Consider the following 23,492-nt stretch of genomic DNA (forward strand, 5'->3'; position numbering starts at 1 on the left):
TGGAGCATGCCGGGAAGGAGCGATGTCGAATGGTCGTTGAATCAGGTCTCAACGCAGCATCAGGTCCAGACGCAGCATCAGGTCCTGCCGCGTCAGTGGCCCCGCCGCGCAACCCGGCCCGTCACATCAGGTTGACGTCCCACAGCGGCGGCGCCGATGCGCTGCCGATCCACTGGGGCGCCGCTACCGCCGCCGAGCGCGGCCCGGTGATCGGAACCACGACCACGCGAGCGCACCGCAACGTGATCGGCACCCACAGTGGCTCGTACAGCGTGTACCGGGCACTGGCGGTGGCTGCCGGTGCGCTCTCGCCGGAGCACCGCGCCGACCTGACCAACACCGCACCCACCGACGTGATCGGGCCGTATCCCCAGTGGGCCGAACCGGGGGCGATCGTGAGCCTGGACCCGTGGGGCGCCATGGTCGCCGAGGCGTTTTCCACGGAGTTGGGTCGCGGCCATGACATCCGGCCGACCATCGCCATCACCAAGGCCCATGTGATGCTGCCCGAGGTCGCCGACGCGATCACCAAAGGCCGGCTCCGCCCGGACGGTCGGGTGCTGCTCGACAACGGTGCCGCGCTGGTGACCAAGGCGGCCATCGAGCCCGTCTGGTTCCTTCCCGGCGTGGCGGCGCGATTCGGTTGCAGTGAAACGGAACTGCGCCGCGTGCTGTTTGAGGAGACCGGCGGCATGTACCCCGAACTCGTCACGCGCGGCGATCTCGAGGTGTTCCTCCCGCCGATCGGCGGACAGACCGTCTACATCTTCGGCGAGGCCCGTGAGCTTGCCGACCCGGACGTGGAACTGACCGCGCGCGTGCATGACGAGTGCAACGGATCGGATGTGTTCGGGTCCGACATCTGTACCTGTCGGCCGTATCTCACCCATGCCATCGAGGAGTGCATCCTGGGTGCCCAACGGGGCGGGGTCGGGCTGGTGGCGTATTCCCGCAAGGAGGGCCGTGCCCTCGGTGAGGTCACCAAATTCCTGGTCTACAACGCGCGCAAGCGCCAGGTCGGCGGCGATACCGCCGACCAATACTTCGCCCGGACGGAATGTGTTGCCGGGGTGCAGGATATGCGTTTCCAGGAACTCATGCCGGACGTGCTGCACTGGCTGGGTGTCCGCAAGATTCATCGGCTGGTGTCGATGAGCAACATGAAGTACGACGCCATCACCGGTTCGGGTATCGAGGTCGTCGAACGCGTGAATATCCCCGACGACCTGATCCCGGCCGATGCTCGCGTCGAGATCGATGCCAAGACGGCCGCCGGTTATTTCACGCCCGGCGCGGTGCCCGACGCCGATGAGCTCAAGATCGCCAAGGGCCGTGGACTCACGCCATGACAACGGGCACCGATATCGGCACCGATGCCGACAGCGCCGTCGCGGTCCGCATCCTGCGCAGAACTGACGCCATCCGCGACCGTGCGGACTACCTGCTGCGCCGCGCACGGGCGGGGGAGTCCCGCTGGTTCGTCGTCGACGACGACTCGCTCGCGGGGGCCGCCGACTTCGTCGCCGACGTCACCCGCACGCGATATCCGGATCTGGTGATCCCGTATCACAGCCGCTGGCGTCATTTCGAGGCCGGCGGCATCGACCGCACCACCGACCTACGCGCCCGGCTGGCCACGTTGGACGCGGCCGCTCAGGCCCGCTCGATGATCGACCTCGCCGTGGTCAGCGTGCTGCTCGACGCCGGTGCCGGGCCGGACTGGGGCTACGTGGAACCTGCTACCGGGCAACGCTTTACGCGGTCCGAGGGCCTCGGGGTGGCCAGCTGGCATGCCTTTGTCGACGGGGCGTTCTCCAGTGACCCGGCCCAGCCATGGCAGGTCGACGCCGAACGGCTGCGCAGTGTCGACGACGCTGCCCTCGGCCGGGCATTTCAGGCTGGGCCGGGCAATCCGCTGGTGGGGCTCAGCGGGAGGGTGCAGCTGCTGCGCCGCCTCGGTGCCGCCCTGGCCAGTCAACCCGAGGTCTTCGGTCCGCAGGGGCGTCCTGGTGGCCTGTTCGACGTGCAGGCCGGCCCGGCGGTCGGTGCGCACGACATCCTGGTCCGGCTCCTGGACACTCTGTCCGGGGTCTGGCTGGCGGACAACGATATTGGCGGTATCCCACTCGGCGACTGCTGGCCGCACCCTGCGGTTCCGGGGGTTGGGTTGTCACTCGGGTGGATGCCGTTCCACAAGCTGTCGCAGTGGCTGACCTACTCGCTGCTGGAGCCGTTCGAGTGGGCAGGGGTGACGGTCACCGGGCTGGACGCCCTGACTGGTTTGCCCGAGTACCGCAACGGTGGCCTGCTGCTCGACACCGGGGTACTGCGCTTGCGAGATCCCGCGGCCTCGGGCCGAACCTGGTCGGTGGCCGACGAATTCGTGGTCGAATGGCGCGCCCTGACCGTCGCGCTTCTCGACGCCCTCGCGCCGCTGGTCCGCGCCCGCCTGGGCCTCGACTCCCAGGCCCTGCCCCTGGCCTGTGTCCTCGAGGGCGGCACCTGGGCCGCCGGGCGCACCCTTGCGCAACAGCTACGGGCCGGTAACCCGCCATTGTCCATCAGCAGTGACGGCACGGTTTTCTAGGAGGGCGCCATGGGTAACCTGCATCTCGTCGACCATCCGCTGGTCCAGCACAAGCTGACGCTGATGCGGCAGAAAGACCTGTCCACCAAAGGTTTTCGTCAGCTGCTGAACGAGATTTCCGCGTTGATGACCTACGAGGTGCTGCGCGACATCCCCATGCACGAGATCGAGATCGAGACTCCGTTGGAATCCACCACCGGCATGGTGATCGACGGCAAGAAGCTCGTCTTCGTCTCCATCCTGCGGGCGGGCAGCGGCATCCTGGACGGCATGCTCAGCGTTGTGCCTGCCGCGCGGATCGGCCACATCGGTCTGTACCGCGACCCGAAAACCCATGTAGCGGTGGAGTATTACTTCAAGATGCCGAGTGAGCTGGACGAGCGCGACATCGTGGTGTGTGATCCGCTGCTCGCCACCGGCAACTCCGCGGTGGCCGCTATCGACCGCCTCAAGGAGTACCGGCCGCGGTCCATCAAGTTCGTCTGTCTGTTGACCTGTCCGGAGGGAGTCGCCGCGATGCAGGCGGCGCACCCCGAGGTACCCATCTACGCCGCGGCGCTGGACCGGCAGCTCGACGAGCACGGCTACATCGTGCCCGGTCTCGGCGATGCCGGCGACCGCATCTTCGGAACGAAGTAGCGCTCATGGCCATGCCGGAACCCAACCGGAGGGCCGTGTTGCGCGGCGCCGGGCTGTTGGTCGGTGCCTCCGCCGCGGCACTGCGGAGCGCTGGACCTGCCCTCGCAGAGCCCGATCCCGGCCCGGGAGATCTGGCTCGCCTGCGGCGGACCTTCGCCTTGGCGGAACAGGCTCGACTGCGCGGTGGCGCACCCTACGGCGCGCTGGTCGCCGACGCCGCCGGCAAGGTCGTCGCCGAGCACGGCAACACCTCAGCCGTCGACGGCGGTGACCCGACCGATCACGCGGAGATGGTCACCATCCGCAGCGCCTGGCGAGCGCTCGGCGATGACGGTATGAAATCGGCGACGCTATACGCCAGTACCGAGCCGTGCACAATGTGCGCGGGCGGCATCTACTGGAGCGGCATCGGCCGGGTGGTGTACGGCATGTCCAACACCCGGCTGTTCCACTTCACCGGAGACGACCCCGAAAACGCGGCGTTCGCCCTGCCGTGCCGCGACATCCTGCAGCACGGCTACCGGCCGATCACCGTCATCGGACCGCTACTGGAAGACGAAGCGGCACAAGCGCATCGGGGCTACTGGCACTGAGTCCAGCGGCCCCGTCCGGCTCACGCCGACAGCGCGTCGAACAGTGCCGACAACTGAGCCGGCGTGACGGACATACCGCACTGCCCACGCAACGAGGTCAGCGGTCGGGCGATGTTCTTCAGGTCCAGGAACTCGCCCGGGTGGGCGGCGCCTGCTCAAGGAACTGTCAGCATTCGCCCCCAAGGGCCGCGAGTACCCCGCCCGTGCAACCCGGGAGGGCCGACCACAAGTTGGTCGACGGCGGCCCGGAGAAGGGATTGAGCTCGGGGGCCTGTGACTGCGCTCCACTCGCGGGCGAGCAGTAGTACGAATATTGGAGCTCGCCGTAACAGGCATCGGCATGGGCGGCTGCGACACCCAAGGGGAGCAGGGCGGGCATGGCAGCGCCGGCTGCTGCCATGCCCACCGCTGCGATGAGCCGCTTGGTCGTGGAGTTCAGCGTGACATTCATGAAGGTGTCCTTTGTCCAGTGCGCTGCCGGGCGGCCGCGCTACCGGTATGAGCAACGAGCCCGGATGCGCGGGACAACTTTTTCGAAATTTTCTTGAGTGCGGCTGGGAGCTCTGACCCGATCGACGTCGTAGTGGTCGGGTTCCATCCCTGCTAGGGATGGATCAGTTGTATCTGGTACTACCGTCGATCGCCTGGGTTGTACTAATCAGCTTGGCGTAGCAATGATCTCGATCTAGGTTGTGGTCGGTACACCATGCGAGGGCGTTGTCGGGGTCCGAAAAGCCTACGCCCGCAACTGTGACCCAGAAGTCCCGTGAAGAGAACGTTGACCAGTCGCCGGACCAGAGCAGTCTCGCGCCTGGGTACTTTTGTCGTAGCTGAAGGTATTCACGCAATGTCGTTGTGTTGTCCCAAACGATGCCTTCCGCGACCAATCCTGGCCGCTTAGAACTCAGTTGGGGGACCCACTGATCGGCCAGCCAGTTGGCCACATAGTGACGGTCGTCGTTGGCGATGGCTTTGAGCTGGCTGAAGCTGTCGGACTCAGGATCTGTGGGAACCGCCGTTGGCGTGGCCGGTTCAGGGACCGTCGGTCGGGAACTCGGCGTCGATGCGTGTGTTGGCACGGAGGAACTAGGAAGTGATGGAAAGTTCGGAAATGACGGTAAAGCCGTGAACGACGGGAAGCTGGGAACGGACGTCGACTCCATCGGTGAGGTTTGGCCGCTGCCGGAGGAGTCGTTGCCCCAGTGGGTCGAGAAGTCGGCGACGATTGAAATCACAATGGCAGCGGATGCGATGACTGACGCTCGCCGCCAACCGTGCGTCCAAGCGGTTTGTGGTCGCCCACGATACTGAATCACGTCTACATAGCGAGCAATTTCGGTGGCCACGATTGCAGCCGTTACGCACAGCACTGCAGACGAGAAAGCGAGTAACCACAGTCCCCATCCGGCGGAGGCGCCGATCGGAATGCCAAAGAAGCGAGCCTTAGGAATGGTGATGATTCTGATGAGCGTCAGGATCGCGAAAGTGACGCACGAGACGCCCGCGACAGCCGCGAACCACGCGAGTGGTAGGGCCCATCGCGGGTTGAAACGTGTGCGCGGCCAAAACAACACAATGAGTAGACCGACGCAGGCCACTGCGCCGAAGGCCAATGCTGTCTTGCCCGTGTCTCCAGCGTCGAGACCGCTCAGGCTGAAGAGCAGGACGCTCGCCCATGGACCGACGGTGCCGATCATGACGCCGGCACTGGCGGCGACGGCAGCGATCAAGGTCGGGCGATAGTAGGTTTGAGCGTTCGGCGGCCAGCTAGGCCATGAAGCCCTCGGCTCCGAGTTCGCAAGAGGCACTGCCATCTTCGACGCACTGCCGCTAATTTCGGCAGTTTCGGGCAACGCCGATTCGGCGTGGTCTACAAATCCTTGGAATTCGCCCAGGCTTATCCGGCCTGATTCGAAATCATCTAATTTGGCACCGATCTCATTGACGAGCCGTTCGGTACTTGCTCGAATCCGAGCTCCGCAGTCCCCACAGAAATGCTGGTTCTGCGGGTTCGGGTGACCGTTGGGACAGACCTCCGTCGCCAATGTCATCGCCGCACCCCTTCGGACAGCCGTGTCGTTTCAGAATCGGCTGCGACGGACTTCTGTCGATAGGGTAGTTATACCTTTGCTCGCGTGCCGTATCGCCTGAATACGCTGCTACCGACCGCTCCTGTCGCAACCGCCACTACTCGCTGCGGCAATCGCCAATTGAGGTGGCCTTCGGGTCGAAGGCGCGGTCCCCGAGCAGTGGATGTTCCACCGCAGGTTGCAAACCTGCCGCCTCTGCTTCGGCTGCCCGCCGGTGGCTCTCCCACTGACCGTCGCCGCGCCTGGTGTGCCCCTTTCGGCACGCATGTGCGGTAGACCCACAGTCGACTTAGAGGGCGATATCACGATCTTGTCTGGGCAATACAAATACACACGTGTTGCGGCGGACCTTCAAGATATGAACCGTGTCCGGCATGACGTCCATTCCGTACAGTGTCGTGGCCTCCGATGCCGTTTGAATGCACCAATTTGAGGCACTGCTGGTCCTAAGTGTCGGCGTTGTCGACGACGGAGGCCGCCAATATTGCGGCGAGCGCCGTCACCGCGAATATCGTCATGCTCATCAGGCTCTGTTGTCCCGGCGCGGGGCATCGTAGGGCATTTCGGCTTCTGCACCTATGAATGGCTCCGACCCCGTACTGCACCACCTGGGCATCGGACGCCGCCACGCCGGCACACCCGTGCTCATCCTGGTGGCCACCAGCACCGTCACCGTGATCAGCACAACCAGCTACACCCCGATCGCCGACCACCACATCAACCCCGACCGAAACTACTGGCCCCACCAACAAAAAACCCCGGCCAAAAGGCCGGGGTTCTCTGTAACCGATGACTCGACTCATGTGTAACCCATGACTCGACTCACCACATCTGTGTCCGAGGGGGTGTCGTGAGTCACGACATAGGTGACAGATGAGTCGGGTCATGGGTTACACCTGGAACGACACTCGATGAGTCGCGTCATAGGTGACAGTCATGACTCATGTCGAAAGCCCGCGTGGTGGTGTTGGAAGTCGTCTCAGGGCATCTGTCGGTCAGCGCCGCCGCCCGCGACTACTCGATGTCCCGCCAGCACATCTACCGCCTCCTCAAGCGCTACCGCGACAGCGGCCTCGACGCGGTCGAACCGCGGTCACGGCGTCCGGCCAGCAATCCCCGCGCGGTCAGCGATGAGGTCATCGCCGCGATCGTGCTGCTGCGCGAGAAGCTCACCGCCAACGGCCTCGACGCCGGGCCGGTGACCCTGCAAACGCACCTAGCTGAACAACAGCTCCCGGTGCCCTCGACCTCCACCATTCGCCGCATCCTGCACCACCACGGCCTGATCACCCCGCAGCCACGCAAACGCCCCAAACGGTCCTTCCGGCGGTTCGCCGCCGAACAGCCCAATGAATGCTGGCAGTCAGACTTCACGCACTGGCCCCTGGCCGACGGCACCGACACCGAGATCCTCAACTGGCTCGATGACCATTTCCGGTATCTGCTGTACTGCACCGCATTCCGCAGTGTCAGCGTCACCGAGGTCGTGGCCAGCTTCACTACCTTGATCGACACCCACGGGCTGCCCGCATCCACCCTGACCGACAACGGATCGGTCTACACATCACGATTCACCCACGGCCACAACGACTTCGAACGACTCATCGCCACCCTGGGAGTCAGGCAAAAGAACGGCAGCCCCGGACACCCCCAAACCCAAGGCAAAATCGAGAGGTTCCACCAAACACTCAAACGCTGGCTCGCCGCCCGCCCCCGACCAGCGACCCTGGCCGACCTGCAATGCCTGCTCGACGAATTCACCGTCATCTACAACACCGCCCGAGTGCACCGCGCATTGCCAGCGGCCACCACCCCCGCGCAGGCCTACACCACCCGACCCAAAGCCACCCCGACCGGCACCGTCGAACACTTCCGCATCCGCCACGACACCGTCGACCAATTCGGCAAACTCACCCTGCGCCACGGCAGCCGCCTGCACCACCTGGGCATCGGACGCCGCCACGCCGGCACACCCGTGCTCATCCTGGTGGCCACCAGCACCGTCACCGTGATCAGCACAACCAGCTACACCCCGATCGCCGACCACCACATCAACCCCGACCGAAACTACTGGCCCCACCAACAAAAAACCCCGGCCAAAAGGCCGGGGTTCTCTGTAACCGATGACTCGACTCATGTGTAACCCATGACTCGACTCACCACATCTGTGTCCGAGGGGGGACTTGGCCACCTGCGACACGAGTTGAGACCTTCCAACTGAATCGCTGACTAGCGAATTTACGGCGTGAGTTGTCGAGGAGGGTGCAATCAGCGAGGGCACGACTAGGCGACCTGTCCGGTGCTGCGGACCGGCTGATTGCCTGCGCTCTCGCATTCGGCGGTCAATCACTGCGAACCACACCGTTCCAGTCGAGCGGCTGAACGAGGATCTCGGCCTCAACGACGGTTATTGCCGCCGCGATCACCGACGGAGCGTAGCTTCGGCGATGTGGATAGCCCCGGCCGCAACGATGACGCGGCGACCTAGACTCCGTTCGGTCGGATGATGGATAGTCGAAACGCCCACCTCGAGGCGCTGCCCGGCAGGGTGTTCCGCGACTGGTTCGAACAGCTCAACCGCGCGTCCGGCGTCTTCGCTGGTAACAGCGTCGAGCTCGAAAAGCATTTCACGCAGTTCGTCGGCAAACAAATGTTCGTAAGTGAACTGCCTGATGATTTCGGGACCGAAGCTGCCCGCCTGCTGCATAACTACCTCGCCGCCCTGGCGACGCTCCGCGACGTTATGCGCGGCATCCACCGTCGAGTGTGGCCGGAACGCCACGCACCGGGCACCGAGGACAAGCGCACGAGATGGGAGGTGGAGGTGTGGACGCCAAAGGTTGGCAAACTGCTGAGCGACGAGCCGACCACGTTTCTGGTTGACCTGCGGAACTACTCTCTGCACTACGCCATCCCCGTCACATCTATGACAACCAATTGGTCCAATACCGGCGGCGGTGGCCCGATGGCGCTATGGAACACCATCACGGTCAACCGGACTGAGTTGCTCAAGTGGGACGGCTGGCGGTCGAAAGGGCGCAAGTACATCACGTCGCACACTGGTGACAATGTCGACGTCATGACTCCCATCGCGACTTACTCGACCAGAGTGCGCGAATTCTTCGGTTGGTTCTGGCAGCAGGTCGAAGACTCAAGACGTATCGATATCCTCGAATACCGTTATAAGTCAATGGAGTTTGGTCTTTACCTTCAGCTGGATGCAGTGCTCGCGCAATTCGGGCCAGACGGCCGCAGCGTTCTGAGACCGCAGCTCGCCAGAGCGCGTCTTGAGCGCGCTGAATTCGGAACGCACGGCTGGCGACTCATCACCCTGGATCAGGACGGCGAATGGGTTGTCGGTGAGCGAGACCCTGATTGGCCTCCCTTACCAACCAGCCCGCGATGACTGCGATCTCTTTTTCGAGGTTGTTGACCGTCGAAATTCGTTCAGAAGTGCCCCATCCGTTGAGGTCAGCATCGCCACGTCGTCGGGGCCTATGTAGGACGACATGTCGAGCGGGCCTCGCTGGCCCGATCGGTTCGGTGCCGCGGGCAATAATGCAGTGCATGACTGGAACTGCTGGGTGCGTTTGCTAATGCTGTACGACGCTTTCATAAGCCACGCCAGCGAGGACAAAGACGACTTCGTGCGACCCCTCGCGGAGCGACTGCGGGACGAGCACATCGAGGTCTGGTATGACGAGTTCACCCTTCGAATAGGAGACTCGCTCCGCAGGTCGATTGACAAAGGTCTGGCTCAGTCGCGGTTCGGTATCGTGGTTCTGAGTCCTAGCTTTTTCGGGAAGAGCTGGCCCCAATGGGAACTTGACGGGCTGGTCGCACGCGACATTCAAACTGGGGGAGTGTTGCTGCCGGTCTGGCACGGCGTCAACAGGGACGAGATCATCGCTTTTTCACCACCGCTTGCCGACAAGTTCGCCGTTTCAAGCGCGAGCGGGATTGACCAGGTGGTTCGCCAACTCTGTGAAGTTATCCGACCCCAGGGCTCGACCCTCGTCATAGCGCGCGACCATCTCATCGACATGGGCTACAGCCCGCCAGTAGTGACAGATGACTGGTGGCTCGACGTAGCGGCAGCGTCTGAATCGAATGACATGGAAGGGGATTGGCAGGAACCGATGGGCTGGGGTAGGTGGGGCTTCCCGTTGCCCGAGAGCTCGACTGAACCCGCAAAGCGCGGATACCGGCTCGCCTGGGCGGCAGCTCAGATGGAATGGCAGAAGGTCGCTGCCAGGGCGCCCATAACCCAGGTGACGCCCCCGGAGGAAGTGCACCGGTTCATCGAGGAGACACCAGGGCTTGAGGCGGCGTGCCATGCCTTTCCCCGGTATCTCATTGCCTACGCACCGCAGCTGGCCATCCCTGGGTTTGGCGGCCAGTTTGAGTTGGAGCTGCAGCGCTTATACGAGGAGTCGTTGGCCAGGGGACTCGAGAGTCGGAAGCGGAAGGATCGAGCTGGAAGCGGGTTGACTGACGACGGATTGCCACCCCGGTGCGATGACGAGTATGTGTTCCGGGATCCCGAATTCGGCAGGTATAGCGCTGGGCATATTGCGTGCGGATTTGTTCAGGGCAACTATGTTTCGAACGGGCCGCCAATGCGCTTCTACGAAGACCCCGAGTACATCGCGTGGCTGCTGTCGGAGCGCAGCACTTTTCTTCCCGAGCGCGTGCGAGCGGTCCTCACGGCGGGCATGGCGGAATGGGGCGTTTGGCCTTGGAACGAGTGGGAATTGAATCGGCTCGAACAAGACTTCGGATACGGTCGTGGAGGCTCCGATGGCCAACTTGAGCGGGAACTGCTCGAAGCGAAATCGCCGGAAGATTTCCGTCCCAGCGCGGAGGCCGTTGCGGACGCCGTACATCGGATGGCTTTCAGCGCTTGGCTGCTGGACCTCCCAGAGAGCGGAAGCGAGCTAGCTTCTCGGCTGTTGGCTCCCGAATTCCTCGGACCGTACTTTGCCGATCGAGCAGCTCGGCGCATGTAGAAAGTGGCCTGGACGTCAACTTCGGCCCGTGGGCGCAGGGCGGCATGGCCTCGTCGGCGGCTGCGACAGCCAACATCAGCGCGCAGGGCCTGATAGGGCTCGATCCATCGGCTGCACTCAACGCGCTCGCCGAGGTCATCGCCAACGGAACCGGACAGGCCGCCGTTATCAAGGCCAATTGGCAGCGTGCCGCGAAGGTGCTGGGCAGCTCGCGTCCACCGATCCTCGAACTGGTGCTGCCGAGCGCCGTTTCAGATGTGACCGGGGATAGCGAGTTGCTCAAGAAGCTGATGGAGATTCCGGTGTCACAGCGGACCGGTTTTGTCGCCGAGTTCCTCCAGCATGAGGTGCAGAATTTCCTGCGACTGGCACAGCCGCCGGCCGCCACCAGCCGGTTCCTGGACCTGGGCACCGACTCGCTGATGGCGGTCGAGCTTCGCAACCGGCTGCATAGCCAGTTCGGCGGCAAATTCACGATCAACGCGACTGCGGTATTCGACTACCCGACCATCGGCGAGCTCGCCGAGCATCTCGCAAGTCAGCTGGCCGAGTCGGAATTGGGTTCGGGCGAGGCGGAATTGGTTGCAGTGCCGGAGTCGAGCCCGGAATCGGTTGCCGGGCCAGAGTTGAGTTGATGCTCGACGGGTGCCGGGATCTGCAGCTGAGGAAAATTGTGTGCGAGGGGGACTTGCCCACCTACGACGGGCTGTGACCTGGCGAATCGGTATCTGATCGTGGTCCGTGCTGGGGTTGAGCCACGTCTGATGTCGAGCGGTCGGATTACGCGTCGAGTTGGGCGGGGGCGACTCGACACCCGGCGGCTTGGGCTCCGGTGTGCAGGCGTCTATCCCAAACGGCGAGGATCAGGCCGGGGTCGCCGACCGCCAACGCGCTGGCCAGATGGACAGCTCCGGTGGAGTCCCGGGCGGATCTTCCATCTGTGTAGCTAAAACTGTGTTGCTGCGCTCACCGGATGGCCGAGGAGTCGTGTCAGGTTAGGTGGACACGGTTCTACGTCGCCGACGCGAACCGTCTCGGCGCGGTGCCACGCCGACAGGTTGCGTCCATCAAGGTGGTGTACGAGTCGGACCTGATCAGCGGTACCGGCGTGTCGTAGCCGAGTGATTGAAGGTCATCGCGTGATTCTTCGAGAGACCGTCCAAAGTCACTCGAGCAAAGGAATCGACGCGATGACCACTGCCCACAATATCGATCTGCCCACTGTGCTGGCCGAACGACTCACCACTGCCCATCCCGACGTGCTGCGCGAGCTGCTGGCCACGTTCATCCACACCCTGATGGGCGCCGAAGCCGACGCCCTATGCGGTGCCGGCTACGGCGAACGCTCGGCTGAGCGCACCAATTCCCGCAACGGCTACCGACACCGTCAATTCGACACCCGTGCAGGGACTTTGGATCTTGCGATCCCGAAGCTGCGGCAAGGATCCTACTTCCCGGACTGGCTGCTGGAGCGCCGTAAACGCGCCGAGCGGGCCCTGACCACGGTGGTGGCGACGTGTTACCTGCTTGGTGTCTCGACGCGGCGGATGGACAAGCTGGTCGAGACCCTGGGCATCACGTCGTTGTCGAAGTCGCAGGTGTCGGTGATGGCCAAGGAACTCGACGCCGCCGTGGAGGCGTTCCGGACCCGGCCGCTCGATGCCGGCCCGTATACGTTCGTCGCTGCGGACGCTCTGGTGCTCAAGGTGCGTGAAGCCGGCCGGGTGGTCAACGTGCACGCCCTGATCGCCGTCGGGGTCAACGCCGAGGGCTACCGCGAGATCCTGGGAATCGATGTCACGACCGCTGAGGACGGGGCGGGCTGGTTGACGTTCTGGCGGTCGTTGACCGCCCGCGGCCTGTCCGGGGTCAAACTGGTCACCAGCGACGCCCACGCCGGGCTGGTCGCCGCCATCGGGGCCACCCTGCCCGGAGCGGCGTGGCAGCGCTGCAGAACCCACTACACGACCAACCTGATGTCCGTCACTCCCAGAGTTCGTGGCCCTGGGTGCGCACCCTGCTGCACTCGGTGTTCGACCAACCTGACGCTGAATCCGTTGCTGCTCAATATGATCGGATCATCGACGCATTGTCCGACAAGCTGCCCAATGTCGCCGATCACCTCGAAGCGGCGCGGCCGGATCTGCTGGCGTTCACCGCGTTCCCCAAGCAGATCTGGCGCCAGATCTGGAGCAACAATCCCCAGGAACGACTCAACAAGGAGATCCGCCGGCGCACCGACGTCGTGGGCATCTTCCCCGACCGCGCGGCCCTGATCCGTCTCGTCGGAGCAGTGCTGGCCGAACAACACGACGAATGGGCCGAGTCGCGGCGCTACCTCGGCCTCGACGTTCTGAGCAAATCACGCACCGTCAACGACACCCCAACCGAACAGGAGGCTACCCCCGCGGCACTGCCCGCCTGACCCAACTACCTCGAAGAATCACACGACGACGTCATACACCACGTCCCTGGACTTGACCCGCCGACACTCTCGATGGAGAAGAGGCGACTCGACGCTGCGCGGCTAGGTTGATGGCTGGCTTGATCTCGACGAGTAACGGGCGTTCGCCAACATCTTTGGTGTGGTGATCAGTGATCGAGGTGGTCCGTAGTCGCGATATAGGCTCCGGGAGGGGTACCGGTCCAGCGTCGGAATGCCCGGCGGAAGGCGCTGGGTTCGGAGTAGCCCAACCGGGTCGCCAGTGCGTCGATTGTCTCGTCGCCGCGAGTGAGGCTTTCAATTGCGCGGTCCCGCAGAATCTGCTCCTGGATTAACCGGAAGGTGGTGTCTTCCGCGCTGAGCCGACGGCGTAAATGCTGTGGGCTCAAGCATAACCGCGCCGCCACCTTGTCGGCGGAGAGCCAGGGGCCGCCTTGGTTGCGCTCCAAAATGCGGCGCACCCGGTGTGCTGTACTCGCGACGTATTCGCGCCGGGCGAAGATGTCGGCAGGGAAGTTTCTGATGAATTGCTTCAGCTCGGAATCGGTGTGGACTATCGGCATCTGTAGGTACCTGTTGTCGAAACTCAGTGCGGTGCGCCGCGCACCAAAGCTCGGACGTATTCCGAATACCGTTGGATAGTCTCCGTCATAGGGTGTTTCGGGGTACGGGAGTTCGACGGAGTGTAGTCGAATTTGGTGGGTGATCAGCCATGACGCGAACCGATGTATGACAGCAAGGCCAATGTCCACAATGACTGGATCCAACCTGGCGGCGAAGTCCATATCGATTTCGAATCGCGCGAGGTGTGTATCCGGTTCGTCAACAAGTCTGGTTGGCACGCCAGTGCTTATACGGATGAATTCCCCTAGACGTGCTAGCGCGGTACGCAGGTCTGGAGTGTGGATCACGCCCAGAGTGACCATCTGGAAGGTCCCCCGCGGGATAGAACGCGGGGCTAGGCCGAATAGTTCGTCATCGGTGTGATGCCACAAGAGCTGGGCCATCTGGACGACCTGGTCTGAGGTTACCCGGGCCAGGTCGTGGCTAATCAGCGCAGGGTTAATGACCTCAGTCAGCGGTCCCGCCAGGTCGATGCCGTTAGCTCGTGCGGTCTCCAACGCCGCGCGAACGAACTGGATGGTCAAGTCCAGGGACGTGGTGTATGACGTCGTCGTGTGATTCTTCGAGGTAGTTGGGTCAGGCGGGCAGTGCCGCGGGGGTAGCCTCCTGTTCGGTTGGGGTGTCGTTGACGGTGCGTGATTTGCTCAGAACGTCGAGGCCGAGGTAGCGCCGCGACTCGGCCCATTCGTCGTGTTGTTCGGCCAGCACTGCTCCGACGAGACGGATCAGGGCCGCGCGGTCGGGGAAGATGCCCACGACGTCGGTGCGCCGGCGGATCTCCTTGTTGAGTCGTTCCTGGGGATTGTTGCTCCAGATCTGGCGCCAGATCTGCTTGGGGAACGCGGTGAACGCCAGCAGATCCGGCCGCGCCGCTTCGAGGTGATCGGCGACATTGGGCAGCTTGTCGGACAATGCGTCGATGATCCGATCATATTGAGCAGCAACGGATTCAGCGTCAGGTTGGTCGAACACCGAGTGCAGCAGGGTGCGCACCCAGGGCCACGAACTCTTGGGAGTGACGGACATCAGGTTGGTCGTGTAGTGGGTTCTGCAGCGCTGCCACGCCGCTCCGGGCAGGGTGGCCCCGATGGCGGCGACCAGCCCGGCGTGGGCGTCGCTGGTGACCAGTTTGACCCCGGACAGGCCGCGGGCGGTCAACGACCGCCAGAACGTCAACCAGCCCGCCCGTCCTCAGCGGTCGTGACATCGATTCCCAGGATCTCGCGGTAGCCCTCGGCGTTGACCCCGACGGCGATCAGGGCGTGCACGTTGACCACCCGGCCGGCTTCACGCACCTTGAGCACCAGAGCGTCCGCAGCGACGAACGTATACGGGCCGGCATCGAGCGGCCGGGTCCGGAACGCCTCCACGGCGGCGTCGAGTTCCTTGGCCATCACCGACACCTGCGACTTCGACAACGACGTGATGCCCAGGGTCTCGACCAGCTTGTCCATCCGCCGCGTCGAGACACCAAGCAGGTAACACGTCGCCACCACCGTGGTCAGGGCCCGCTCGGCGCGTTTACGGCGCTCCAGCAGCCAGTCCGGGAAGTAGGATCCTTGCCGCAGCTTCGGGATCGCAAGATCCAAAGTCCCTGCACGGGTGTCGAATTGACGGTGTCGGTAGCCGTTGCGGGAATTGGTGCGCTCAGCCGAGCGTTCGCCGTAGCCGGCACCGCATAGGGCGTCGGCTTCGGCGCCCATCAGGGTGTGGATGAACGTGGCCAGCAGCTCGCGCAGCACGTCGGGATGGGCAGTGGTGAGTCGTTCGGCCAGCACAGTGGGCAGATCGATATTGTGGGCAGTGGTCATCGCGTCGATTCCTTTGCTCGAGTGACTTTGGACGGTCTCTCGAAGAATCACGCGATGACCTTCAATCACTCGGCTACGACACGCCGGTACCGCTGATCAGGTCCGACTCGTACACCACCTTGATGGACGCAACCAACTGGATCGCCATTGTGCCTGAGCTCATGCGGTGACCTTAGGGCGTTTCCCACGCTAGCCGCCTCCACCGCAGTTTCTCCCAGAGCCGGACCGCATCCGCGGTGTCGGATGAACGTAGGCGCGGCGCTACTCGGGCATGGACAGCTTGAAGCACGGGTCTACGTCTGTGCGCGGAAAGGTCAGCGATATTGAGTCTTTCGGTCATGGGGCCACGTCGGCGCCGACGGTAAGCATTAGGAATGGCAACGAACAACGGGCTTGGCATTGCAATTTCCGACGAACACCTCGCTTTGGCTGACGCGGTACACCGACTGGTCACTCGCGAGGTGCCGCGCGAGGTGCTGCGAACCGCGGTGGACGAGCCAGGGGCGATGCCGGCGTTCTGGTCGGCGCTGGCAGAGCAGGGCCTGCTGGGCTTGCATCTCGACGAAGCTTACGGCGGCCAGGGCGCAGGCCTTGTTGGAGCGGCGGTGGCGCTGGAGGCCATCGGTCGCAGTGCGGCGCCAGGTCCTTATGTGTCCTCCGTTATGGCATCTGCGGTGATTGCTGCGTCCAGTGGGGAAGTCAAAGGGAAATTTCTGCCGGGTCTTGCGGACGGCACGGTGGTCGGTGGAGTGGGGTTGGAGCCCGGGCTTTGCGGAATCGACGACGGCAGCGGTTCGCTGATCGTCCACGGCAGCACAGCGCCAGTGCTTGGAGCGTTGTTGGCCGACGTCGTCGTGCTCGGTGTCTACGTCGCGGGTGCGCGGCGCTGGGTCGTCGTCGACCGGGCGGAGCTGACGGTGCGACCCGACGATGCGCTTGATGTGGTGCACCCGCTGGGCATCGTGGTCGCCGACGGTGTGTGCGTGCCTGCGGACCGAGTGTTGGCTGGCGTCGATGACGATGTGGTCGGAGCCGTCTCGGCAGTGATCCTTGGTGCCGAGGCTGTCGGTGTCACGTCGTGGTGCGTGTCCACGGCTGCCGAATATGCCACCGTACGTGAACAATTCGGGCGGCCGATCGGGCAGTTCCAGGGTGTCAAGCACCGCTGTGCACAGGGTGGGATCGCGCTGGAACAGGCCCGCGCTGCGGTGTGGGATGCGGCACGGGCGCTCGACGAGGGGGACGACACCGCAGGATATGCGGCAGCGGTCGCGGCCATGATCGCGCCCGACGCCGCCGTGAGGGGAGCTCGCGACGCAATTCAGATACTCGGCGGGATCGGCTACACCTGGGAGCACGATGCGCATCTGTACTACCGCCGCGCGCTGGTGCTGCGCGGGTTGCTGGGCCGTAGCCGCGACTGTGCCGTGAGGGTCGCACGACTCGCGCTGCAAGGCCAGCGCCGCGAGGTTGCTCTCGACCTACCCTCGGAAAGCGAGCGACTGCGCGCAGAGATTAGAGCCGAACTGGCGCAGATCTCCGAATTGGACGACGAGGCACAACGCGAACGACTCGGGGATGGCGGCTGGGTGATGCCATTTCTGCCGCGGCCGGCCGGTCGTGCAGCCGGACCCGTCGAGCAGGTCATCATCGGCGAAGAAATCAAGCGTGCCGGGATTGTCCCTCCGGAACTGGGATTGGCGGCTTGGTTGATCCCCGCCGTCGCGCTGAGTGGCACCGCGGAACAGTACGAACGACTGGTTGCGCCCACTCTCCGCGGCGACATCTTTTGGTGCCAGCTGTTCTCCGAGCCTGGCGCCGGATCCGATTTGGCCAGCCTGCGCACAGAGGCGGTCAAGGTGGACGGCGGCTGGCGTGTCAACGGGCAGAAGATCTGGACTTCGCTGGGATTTCTCGCCGAGTGGGGTGCACTGTTGGCCCGCACCGATCCGCAGGCCCCTAAACACGCCGGCATCACCTACTTCGTCGTCGAGATGGACTCGCCCGGCATCACAATCCGCCAGCTCAAGGAGATGAACGGCGGGTCGATGTTCTGCGAGGTATTTTTCGACAACGTCTTCATCCCCGATTCCGGTGTCGTCGGTGCCGTTAACGCTGGTTGGTCCGTCGCCCGCGACACTCTGTCCTACGAGCGGGTGGCACTGGGCAAGGGTAATCCGATCTACCCAGCGGTTGATGATCTTCTCGAGTTTGTACGGGCCAGGGAGGCCGACCCGCCGCCGCTGGCTCGGGTCGGCGAACTGGTTGCCGAGAACCAAACGCTGCAATTGCTGATGGGGCGCGCGGTGCTCAAACAACTCAGTGGAGTCGATGCCGGCGTCACCTCGGCAGTCGCAAAGTTCCTGAACATGCGGTTCGGACAACAGGTAGCCGACTTCTGCCATGCTGAACTCGGCGCGTCCGGGCTGGTAGATCCGGGTGCCGGTCCGGCCGGCATCTGGATCGACCACACGTTGACGACGCGCGCGATGACGATCTACGGCGGCACCACCGAGGTGCAACTCAACGTCATCGGCGAACGGATGCTCGGCCTACCGCGTGACGCGGCTGTCTAGTCCGAGCGCGAATTGGCAGCGGCGGGCGGCAGGCCGTCTGCCGCACTCAACTGGGAAGCCACTGGTGTCTGTGTGCGGGTTGACCAGGTGCGGTGCTGGATGCGCTTACCCAGCGCCCGCGCAAAGCCAGGGTGATGGATGTCCGAAATTGTCAATGAGTTGTCCAGTTCGATCATTATCTCCAGGAGACCTGGCCCCTACTGTTTGACCGAATCGGTGCGGCTGCGCCGTGACCAAAATGTGCGAGCCGGAAATTGATATACCTTGCACAGCAACGGAATAGGCCTGATGCAGCGAATGATCTGCGACGACGCGGCGACCGCATCAGTGGGCACGCAGATTCGGCCTGAACCTGAGGAGCTGATCCTGTGACACTGCACGACGACTTGCTGGCGACCCTGCCCGTCGGCGAGGACTCGGTCTCGATCTGTGAGCCGTTTACTGGTGACGAGTTGGCCAGGATTCCGCAGATGTCGAAGCATGAGATCGACCAGGCCTTTAGCCGTGCACGACAGGCACAGCCCGAGTGGGCCGCGCGGTCGGTAGCGGATCGTGCCCGCACGATCGGTCGACTGCTCGATCTCCTGTATCGAAGTCGCGAGCAGTTCTATGACGTTCTCCAGCGGGAAGGGGGCAAGGCTCGCATCGACGCGGTCTACGATCTGGCTGAAGCGCTACTGGCGTGTCGTCACCACGTCAACACCGCCACCAAGTTGCTTGCGCCACAACAACATTCTGGTCCGGTACCGTGCCTCTCTCAGGCGCGGCTGGTATATCAGCCGCACGGTGTCGTCGTCGTGATCGTGCCGTGGAATTTCCCCGTCGCTTTGGGTGCCGACGACGCGTTGCCCGCGCTCATTGCCGGCAACGCGGTAATCCTGAAGGCCGATAACCAGACGGCATTGTCTCTGCTGTTGATGCGCCGATTCGCACTCCAAGTGGGCATCCCGGCCGAAGTATTTCAGGTCGTGCTGGGGAACCGGGAATCGATCGGAGCCGCGCTCATCGACAATGCCGACTACATCGCGTTCACCGGATCAACCTCGGCGGGGCGTGAGATCGGCCGTCGTGCTGGTGAACGGCTGATCGGATGCTCGCTGGAACTGGGCGGCAAGAACCCGATGGTGATACTGCCCGACGCCGACCTCGTGCGTGCCGCGGCGGCTCTGCCACGGGTCAGCTTCGCCAACGCCGGCCAGTTGTGCATGACAACTGAGCGGGTGTTTGTGCATACCTCGGTGATCGACGAGTTCACTGACCTCGCCGTGAAGCACGCACGGAAGGTGCGGCTTGGTAGCGGTTACACATTCGACTACGACATGGGATCGATCACCACTCGCGCAAACTTCGACCGGCTCTGCGGCTACATTGAGCAAGCCAAGGCATCGGGGGCGACGGTGCTGACCGGCGGCCGGCCTCGTCCCGACATCGGGCCACAGTGCTATGAGCCCACTATCCTGGTCGGCGCGACACCGTCAGCGCGGCTGCACACCGAGGAGGTGTTCGGTCCGATTGCCGCGATCTACCCCTTCGGCACCGTTGACGAGGCGATCGCGCTGGCAAACGACACCGCCTATGGGCTATCCGCCAGTATCTGGACTCGAGACATCAAAGAGGGGATGAGACTCGGGCAGCGGATCCGGGCCGGCGGTGTCAATGTCAATGACGGCTACACCGCGGCGTTCGGCGCGCATTCAGCACCGGCCGGCGGGATGAAGGCTTCGGGTATCGGGCGGCGGCACGGCGCACCGGGGCTGCTGCGCTTCACCGAAGCACAGACCATCGGGGTGCAGAGACTGATCGCGATGGATTCGCGTTTCGGTATGCCGCGGCGCATCCACGGCGAACTTGTGAGCCGTTCGGTCCGAATCCTGCAGTTCTTGCGTTGATGGACCATGGCCAGGCGATGCAGTACTCGGTCCATCTCTGACGCGGGCGATGAAAAATGCACTCCCATAACATGATTCGACTACTATTCGCATAGAGACTCGCAACGCAAGTGCGGGACATCAGAGTTATCAGTCTGAGCCGCAATGCTATTGGCCGAATGCGGTAGCACGTCCGTCCGTGGGAGGCCAGGGGAGCGCCGAATCGTTGTCCTGTCTTGGGTCCCGACTACGTGTGTCGAACTGGTATCGCCATCATCGATCGGCAGACACTGCTGCATTGTCGACTAGATTTCTACATACTATTCGGTATGTAAAATAGAGCCGGTCAACGTCTTCGCAACGCGACAATGACGATCCTTCAGCAGCGCTGCGGATACGGTCTTCGCCAGACGTCTAGGCGACTAAATTGAACGCAACCGCCACTTCGGCAGCTTCCGAGTCAATACCGTGTCGTACAACATGTTCCGCTGGATCAAGTACCTCCGCGGCGTGGGCTGAACGGGCGCCCTGTCCACGCTTGGGGTTCGTGGTGGGTCGAGCTGCATTTGCAATGCTCGTCGCCAGGTATCGCGATTTTTCGGCAGTGCTCTTCCAGGGGCGGTTGTGTTATATACATTCGGGTGTGTATGTTTTATCCAGCAGATGGCAACCCGATGAAGGGAACGTGATGTCGAACAGGGTCTACGTTATCGGCGTAGGGATGACGAAGTTTGAGAAGCCGGGCCGGCGTCTCAATGAGGACGGTTCGGTGTGGGACTACCCGGACATGGCGCGGGAGTCGGGCACGAAGGCGTTGGCCGATGCGGGAATCGACTACCGCGAAGTAGGGCAGGGTTACGTCGGGTACGTGTTCGGGGAGTCCACCTCGGGTCAGCGCGCGCTGTATGGGCTTGGCATGAGCGGGATTCCGGTCATCAACGTGAACAACAACTGCTCGACCGGGTCCACTGCGCTTTTCCTTGCCGCACAGGCGATTCGGGGCGGCGCGGCGGACTGTACGATCGCGCTGGGTTTCGAGAAGATGCAACCGGGTTCGCTGGGAGCCTCATATGACGACCGCGCCCAGCCGATGGACAAGCACATCATGGCCCTGGCTGAGATCTCGGAGGTGCTGTTCCCGCCCGCGCCGTGGATGTTCGGCGCGGCCGGCCGCGAGCACATGAAGGAATATGGTTCTACCGCAGAACATTTCGCCAAGATCGGCTACAAGAATCACAAGCATTCGGTGAACAACCCGTATGCGCAGTTCCAGGACGAATACACCCTGGATGACATCCTGGCGGCCAAGATGATCTACGACCCGTTGACCAAGCTGCAGTGCTCGCCGACCTCGGATGGGTCCGGCGCGGCGATCCTGGCATCGGAGGCGTTCGTGGATTCCCATGGTTTGGCGTCGCAGGCGGTCGAGATTGTCGGGCAGGCTATGACCACCGACTTCGAGAACACCTTCGACGGCACCTGCAAGGCGTTGATTGGACATCACATGAACGCTGCTGCCGCCCAGCGGGTTTACGAGCAGTCCGGGTTGGGTCCAGAAGACATCGGGGTAATCGAGCTGCATGACTGCTTCTCGGCCAACGAGCTGCTCTTGTATGAGTCGCTAGGGCTCTGCGGTGAGGGTGAGGCGCACAAGCTGCTCGACAACGGCGACACCACTTATGGCGGACGTTGGGTGGTCAACCCCTCTGGTGGTCTGATCTCCAAAGGGCATCCGCTGGGTGCTACCGGGTTAGCGCAGTGCGCCGAGCTGACCTGGCAATTGCGTGGCACTGCCGACAAGCGTCAGGTGGACGGGGTCACCGCGGCCCTGCAACACAACATCGGACTGGGCGGTGCCGCCGTCGTGACCGCCTACCAGCGCGCCGAGCGCTGAAATCCCAACCAACACCATCAAATCAAGGAGAAATCATGGGACACATCGAAGCAACCAAGGAACTGTCGACCAGCCCGGAGGCCCTGTGGAACACAATCTCGGATTTGTCCAGCTGGGACCAGTGGTTCACCATCCACGAGAAGTGGCTGCAGGAACCGCCGGCCGTGCTGACCGAAGGCACTACGCTCACCGCCAAGATCGTAATGCTTGGGATGGCCAATAAGATCGAGTGGAAGATCGACAAACTCGACGCCCCGAACAGCTTGTCGCTGTCCGGCACGGGCATGGCGGGAGTGAAGTGCCACTTCGAGTTTTCGGTCACGCCATCAGATGGCGGCTCGAAGTTCAGCGTGGCAGGCGACTTTGAGGGAGCACTTGTCAAGGGTGCGCTCGCCAAGGCGGTCGAGAAGGATGGCGCCAAGCAGTTGGACAAGACCTTGGCTCAGCTCGGGTCAGTGGCGGCGGCGAGCTGAGATGGCCGAGCAGATTACCGAATTCGACAATTCGGGTCTGAATTCCTGGGCTGATCCAGAGGGCTTCGAGGTCACCAGAGAGCGGATCGCTGAGTATGCCGCGGCAACCAATGATCCGATCGAGGCGCACCGTGCCGGCGACGTCGCACCGCCGGTATTTGCGATCGTACCTGCCTTCGACGCGATGATGGCACCGGTGCTCGATGTGGTGCCGATCGAGATCTTTGGTCGAATTGTCCACGGGGAACAGGATTTCCACTTTCACCGTCCGATCCGGCCGGGCGACAAGCTAGCCTCGCGTGGGCGAGTGATCGGCTACGACACAGTGGACTCGGGCACTCGGGTTTCGATTCATCTCGAGACCCGAGCCGCGGATGACGAACTGGTCAATGAGCAGTACCTGATCGGGTTCTATCGCGGTGTCAACGCAGGTAAGGCGGTGGGGGATCGGGTGCCCCACCACAAGTTCGATGTCGGACTGCGTGACCGGGCGCCGATGGCCAAGCTGGTGCAGCATGTCGATGCTGATCAGACCTTCCGGTACGGGCCGGCCGCAGGTGATCCGATGCCGATTCACCTGGACGAGGAGGCCGCCAGGGATGCCGGTCTGCCGGGCATCATCGCTCACGGGCTGTGCACCATGGCGTTCACTTCGTGGGCGGTGCTCACGGAGGTCGGCGGATCGGACGTCAACCGACTCAAGCGGTTCGCGGTCCGGTTCTCCAAGATGGTGCTGCCGAGTGACGATCTGGAGACCCGGATCTGGCAGACCGGACGCACCGGCGGGGCAACGACATTCGCGTTCGAGACTGCCCGTAACGGGGACGCCGGCGAGGAATTCGCCATCACTGACGGCTTGGCCGTCATCGCCGACTAAGACAAGGG

The 23,492-nt window shown here is 63.2% G+C and carries 17 protein-coding genes and 4 pseudogenes; 15 read left to right on the top strand and 6 right to left on the bottom strand.

Translation table 11 applies throughout. The features are described 5' to 3' along the window. Window positions 1–29: 29 nt before the first annotated feature. The 4 genes from G6N59_RS25840 to G6N59_RS25855 are packed head-to-tail and all read left to right on the top strand — an operon-like array spanning window position 30 to window position 3,819. Window positions 30–1,349 (top strand): GTP cyclohydrolase II, encoded by a 1,320-nt coding sequence (locus G6N59_RS25840; protein ID WP_234884161.1) that lies wholly within the window; start codon window positions 30–32, stop codon window positions 1,347–1,349. Then, a complete protein-coding gene (locus tag G6N59_RS25845; RefSeq protein WP_138229775.1) occupies window positions 1,346–2,587 on the top strand; it encodes a URC4/urg3 family protein in 1,242 nt (413 codons plus the stop codon). The genes G6N59_RS25840 and G6N59_RS25845 overlap by 4 nt, the downstream gene beginning before the upstream one ends. A gap of 9 nt (window positions 2,588–2,596) precedes the next feature. Then, on the top strand, window positions 2,597–3,226 hold the full coding sequence (upp, locus tag G6N59_RS25850; protein WP_138229776.1) for a uracil phosphoribosyltransferase: 630 nt from the start codon (window positions 2,597–2,599) through the stop codon (window positions 3,224–3,226). A 5-nt stretch (window positions 3,227–3,231) separates the two neighbouring features. Continuing rightward, window positions 3,232–3,819, top strand: a complete 588-nt coding sequence (locus tag G6N59_RS25855; RefSeq protein ID WP_234884162.1) for a nucleoside deaminase — start codon at window positions 3,232–3,234, stop codon at window positions 3,817–3,819. Between the two features lie 166 nt (window positions 3,820–3,985). Here the strand turns inward: G6N59_RS25855 and G6N59_RS25860 are convergent, their stop codons facing one another. Together G6N59_RS25860 and G6N59_RS25865 are read right to left on the bottom strand one after the other, a co-directional pair. Continuing rightward, a complete protein-coding gene (locus G6N59_RS25860) occupies window positions 3,986–4,270 on the bottom strand; it encodes a hypothetical protein (RefSeq protein ID WP_138229777.1) in 285 nt (94 codons plus the stop codon). A 163-nt stretch (window positions 4,271–4,433) separates the two neighbouring features. Next, window positions 4,434–5,870: a hypothetical protein gene (locus tag G6N59_RS25865; protein ID WP_138229778.1), complete on the bottom strand. Its 1,437-nt coding sequence runs from the start codon at window positions 5,868–5,870 to the stop codon at window positions 4,434–4,436. Window positions 5,871–6,487: 617 nt separating this feature from the next. Between G6N59_RS25865 and G6N59_RS25870 the strand changes: the two genes are divergently transcribed. The 5 genes and pseudogenes from G6N59_RS25870 to G6N59_RS25890 all read left to right on the top strand — a co-directional run. Beyond that, window positions 6,488–6,718, top strand: a complete 231-nt coding sequence (locus tag G6N59_RS25870; RefSeq protein WP_163911752.1) for a hypothetical protein — start codon at window positions 6,488–6,490, stop codon at window positions 6,716–6,718. 134 nt (window positions 6,719–6,852) lie between these two features. Then, complete coding sequence (locus tag G6N59_RS25875) at window positions 6,853–8,052, top strand: IS481 family transposase (RefSeq protein WP_163911756.1); 1,200 nt, start codon at window positions 6,853–6,855, stop codon at window positions 8,050–8,052. 360 nt (window positions 8,053–8,412) lie between these two features. Beyond that, window positions 8,413–9,315, top strand: a complete 903-nt coding sequence (locus G6N59_RS25880) for a hypothetical protein (RefSeq protein ID WP_138233551.1) — start codon at window positions 8,413–8,415, stop codon at window positions 9,313–9,315. A 190-nt stretch (window positions 9,316–9,505) separates the two neighbouring features. Then, a complete protein-coding gene (locus tag G6N59_RS25885) occupies window positions 9,506–10,918 on the top strand; it encodes a toll/interleukin-1 receptor domain-containing protein (protein ID WP_163911759.1) in 1,413 nt (470 codons plus the stop codon). A gap of 14 nt (window positions 10,919–10,932) precedes the next feature. Beyond that, window positions 10,933–11,553 (top strand): annotated as a pseudogene (locus G6N59_RS25890) (beta-ketoacyl reductase); the annotation flags it as partial. A 145-nt stretch (window positions 11,554–11,698) separates the two neighbouring features. Here the strand turns inward: G6N59_RS25890 and G6N59_RS30740 are convergent. Then, window positions 11,699–11,833: pseudogene (locus tag G6N59_RS30740) on the bottom strand (type II toxin-antitoxin system VapC family toxin); the annotation flags it as partial. Window positions 11,834–12,108: 275 nt separating this feature from the next. On the opposite strand from G6N59_RS30740, the pseudogene G6N59_RS25900 reads away from it, so the two are divergent. Continuing rightward, window positions 12,109–13,343 (top strand): annotated as a pseudogene (locus G6N59_RS25900) (IS256 family transposase). A 167-nt stretch (window positions 13,344–13,510) separates the two neighbouring features. On the opposite strand, the gene G6N59_RS25905 reads toward G6N59_RS25900, so the two are convergent. Together G6N59_RS25905 and G6N59_RS25910 are read right to left on the bottom strand one after the other, a co-directional pair. Beyond that, window positions 13,511–14,509 (bottom strand): AraC family transcriptional regulator, encoded by a 999-nt coding sequence (locus G6N59_RS25905; protein WP_163911762.1) that lies wholly within the window; start codon window positions 14,507–14,509, stop codon window positions 13,511–13,513. 52 nt (window positions 14,510–14,561) lie between these two features. Next, window positions 14,562–15,796: pseudogene (locus G6N59_RS25910) on the bottom strand (IS256 family transposase). A 374-nt stretch (window positions 15,797–16,170) separates the two neighbouring features. Between G6N59_RS25910 and G6N59_RS25915 the strand changes: the two are divergent. Then, a complete protein-coding gene (locus tag G6N59_RS25915; RefSeq protein ID WP_138229782.1) occupies window positions 16,171–18,372 on the top strand; it encodes an acyl-CoA dehydrogenase family protein in 2,202 nt (733 codons plus the stop codon). Here G6N59_RS25915 and G6N59_RS25920 read toward each other — a convergent pair. Beyond that, window positions 18,369–18,548, bottom strand: a complete 180-nt coding sequence (locus tag G6N59_RS25920) for a hypothetical protein (RefSeq protein ID WP_138229783.1) — start codon at window positions 18,546–18,548, stop codon at window positions 18,369–18,371. The genes G6N59_RS25915 and G6N59_RS25920 overlap by 4 nt on opposite strands. A gap of 192 nt (window positions 18,549–18,740) precedes the next feature. On the opposite strand from G6N59_RS25920, the gene G6N59_RS25925 reads away from it, so the two are divergent. From G6N59_RS25925 to G6N59_RS25940, 4 genes are all read left to right on the top strand, one after another. Further along, the gene (locus tag G6N59_RS25925) at window positions 18,741–20,261 is read left to right on the top strand and encodes a succinic semialdehyde dehydrogenase (RefSeq protein ID WP_138229784.1); all 1,521 of its coding nucleotides are present in this window, start codon (window positions 18,741–18,743) and stop codon (window positions 20,259–20,261) included. A gap of 667 nt (window positions 20,262–20,928) precedes the next feature. Continuing rightward, the gene (locus G6N59_RS25930) at window positions 20,929–22,134 is read left to right on the top strand and encodes a lipid-transfer protein (protein ID WP_138229826.1); all 1,206 of its coding nucleotides are present in this window, start codon (window positions 20,929–20,931) and stop codon (window positions 22,132–22,134) included. Window positions 22,135–22,169: 35 nt separating this feature from the next. Next, window positions 22,170–22,607: a type II toxin-antitoxin system Rv0910 family toxin gene (locus tag G6N59_RS25935; RefSeq protein WP_138229785.1), complete on the top strand. Its 438-nt coding sequence runs from the start codon at window positions 22,170–22,172 to the stop codon at window positions 22,605–22,607. Window position 22,608: 1 nt separating this feature from the next. Beyond that, a complete protein-coding gene (locus G6N59_RS25940; protein ID WP_138229786.1) occupies window positions 22,609–23,484 on the top strand; it encodes a MaoC/PaaZ C-terminal domain-containing protein in 876 nt (291 codons plus the stop codon). The last annotated feature ends 8 nt before the right edge of the window (window positions 23,485–23,492 follow it).

The sequence above is a fragment of the Mycolicibacterium aubagnense genome, assembly GCF_010730955.1.
Lineage (GTDB): Bacteria > Actinomycetota > Actinomycetes > Mycobacteriales > Mycobacteriaceae > Mycobacterium > Mycobacterium aubagnense.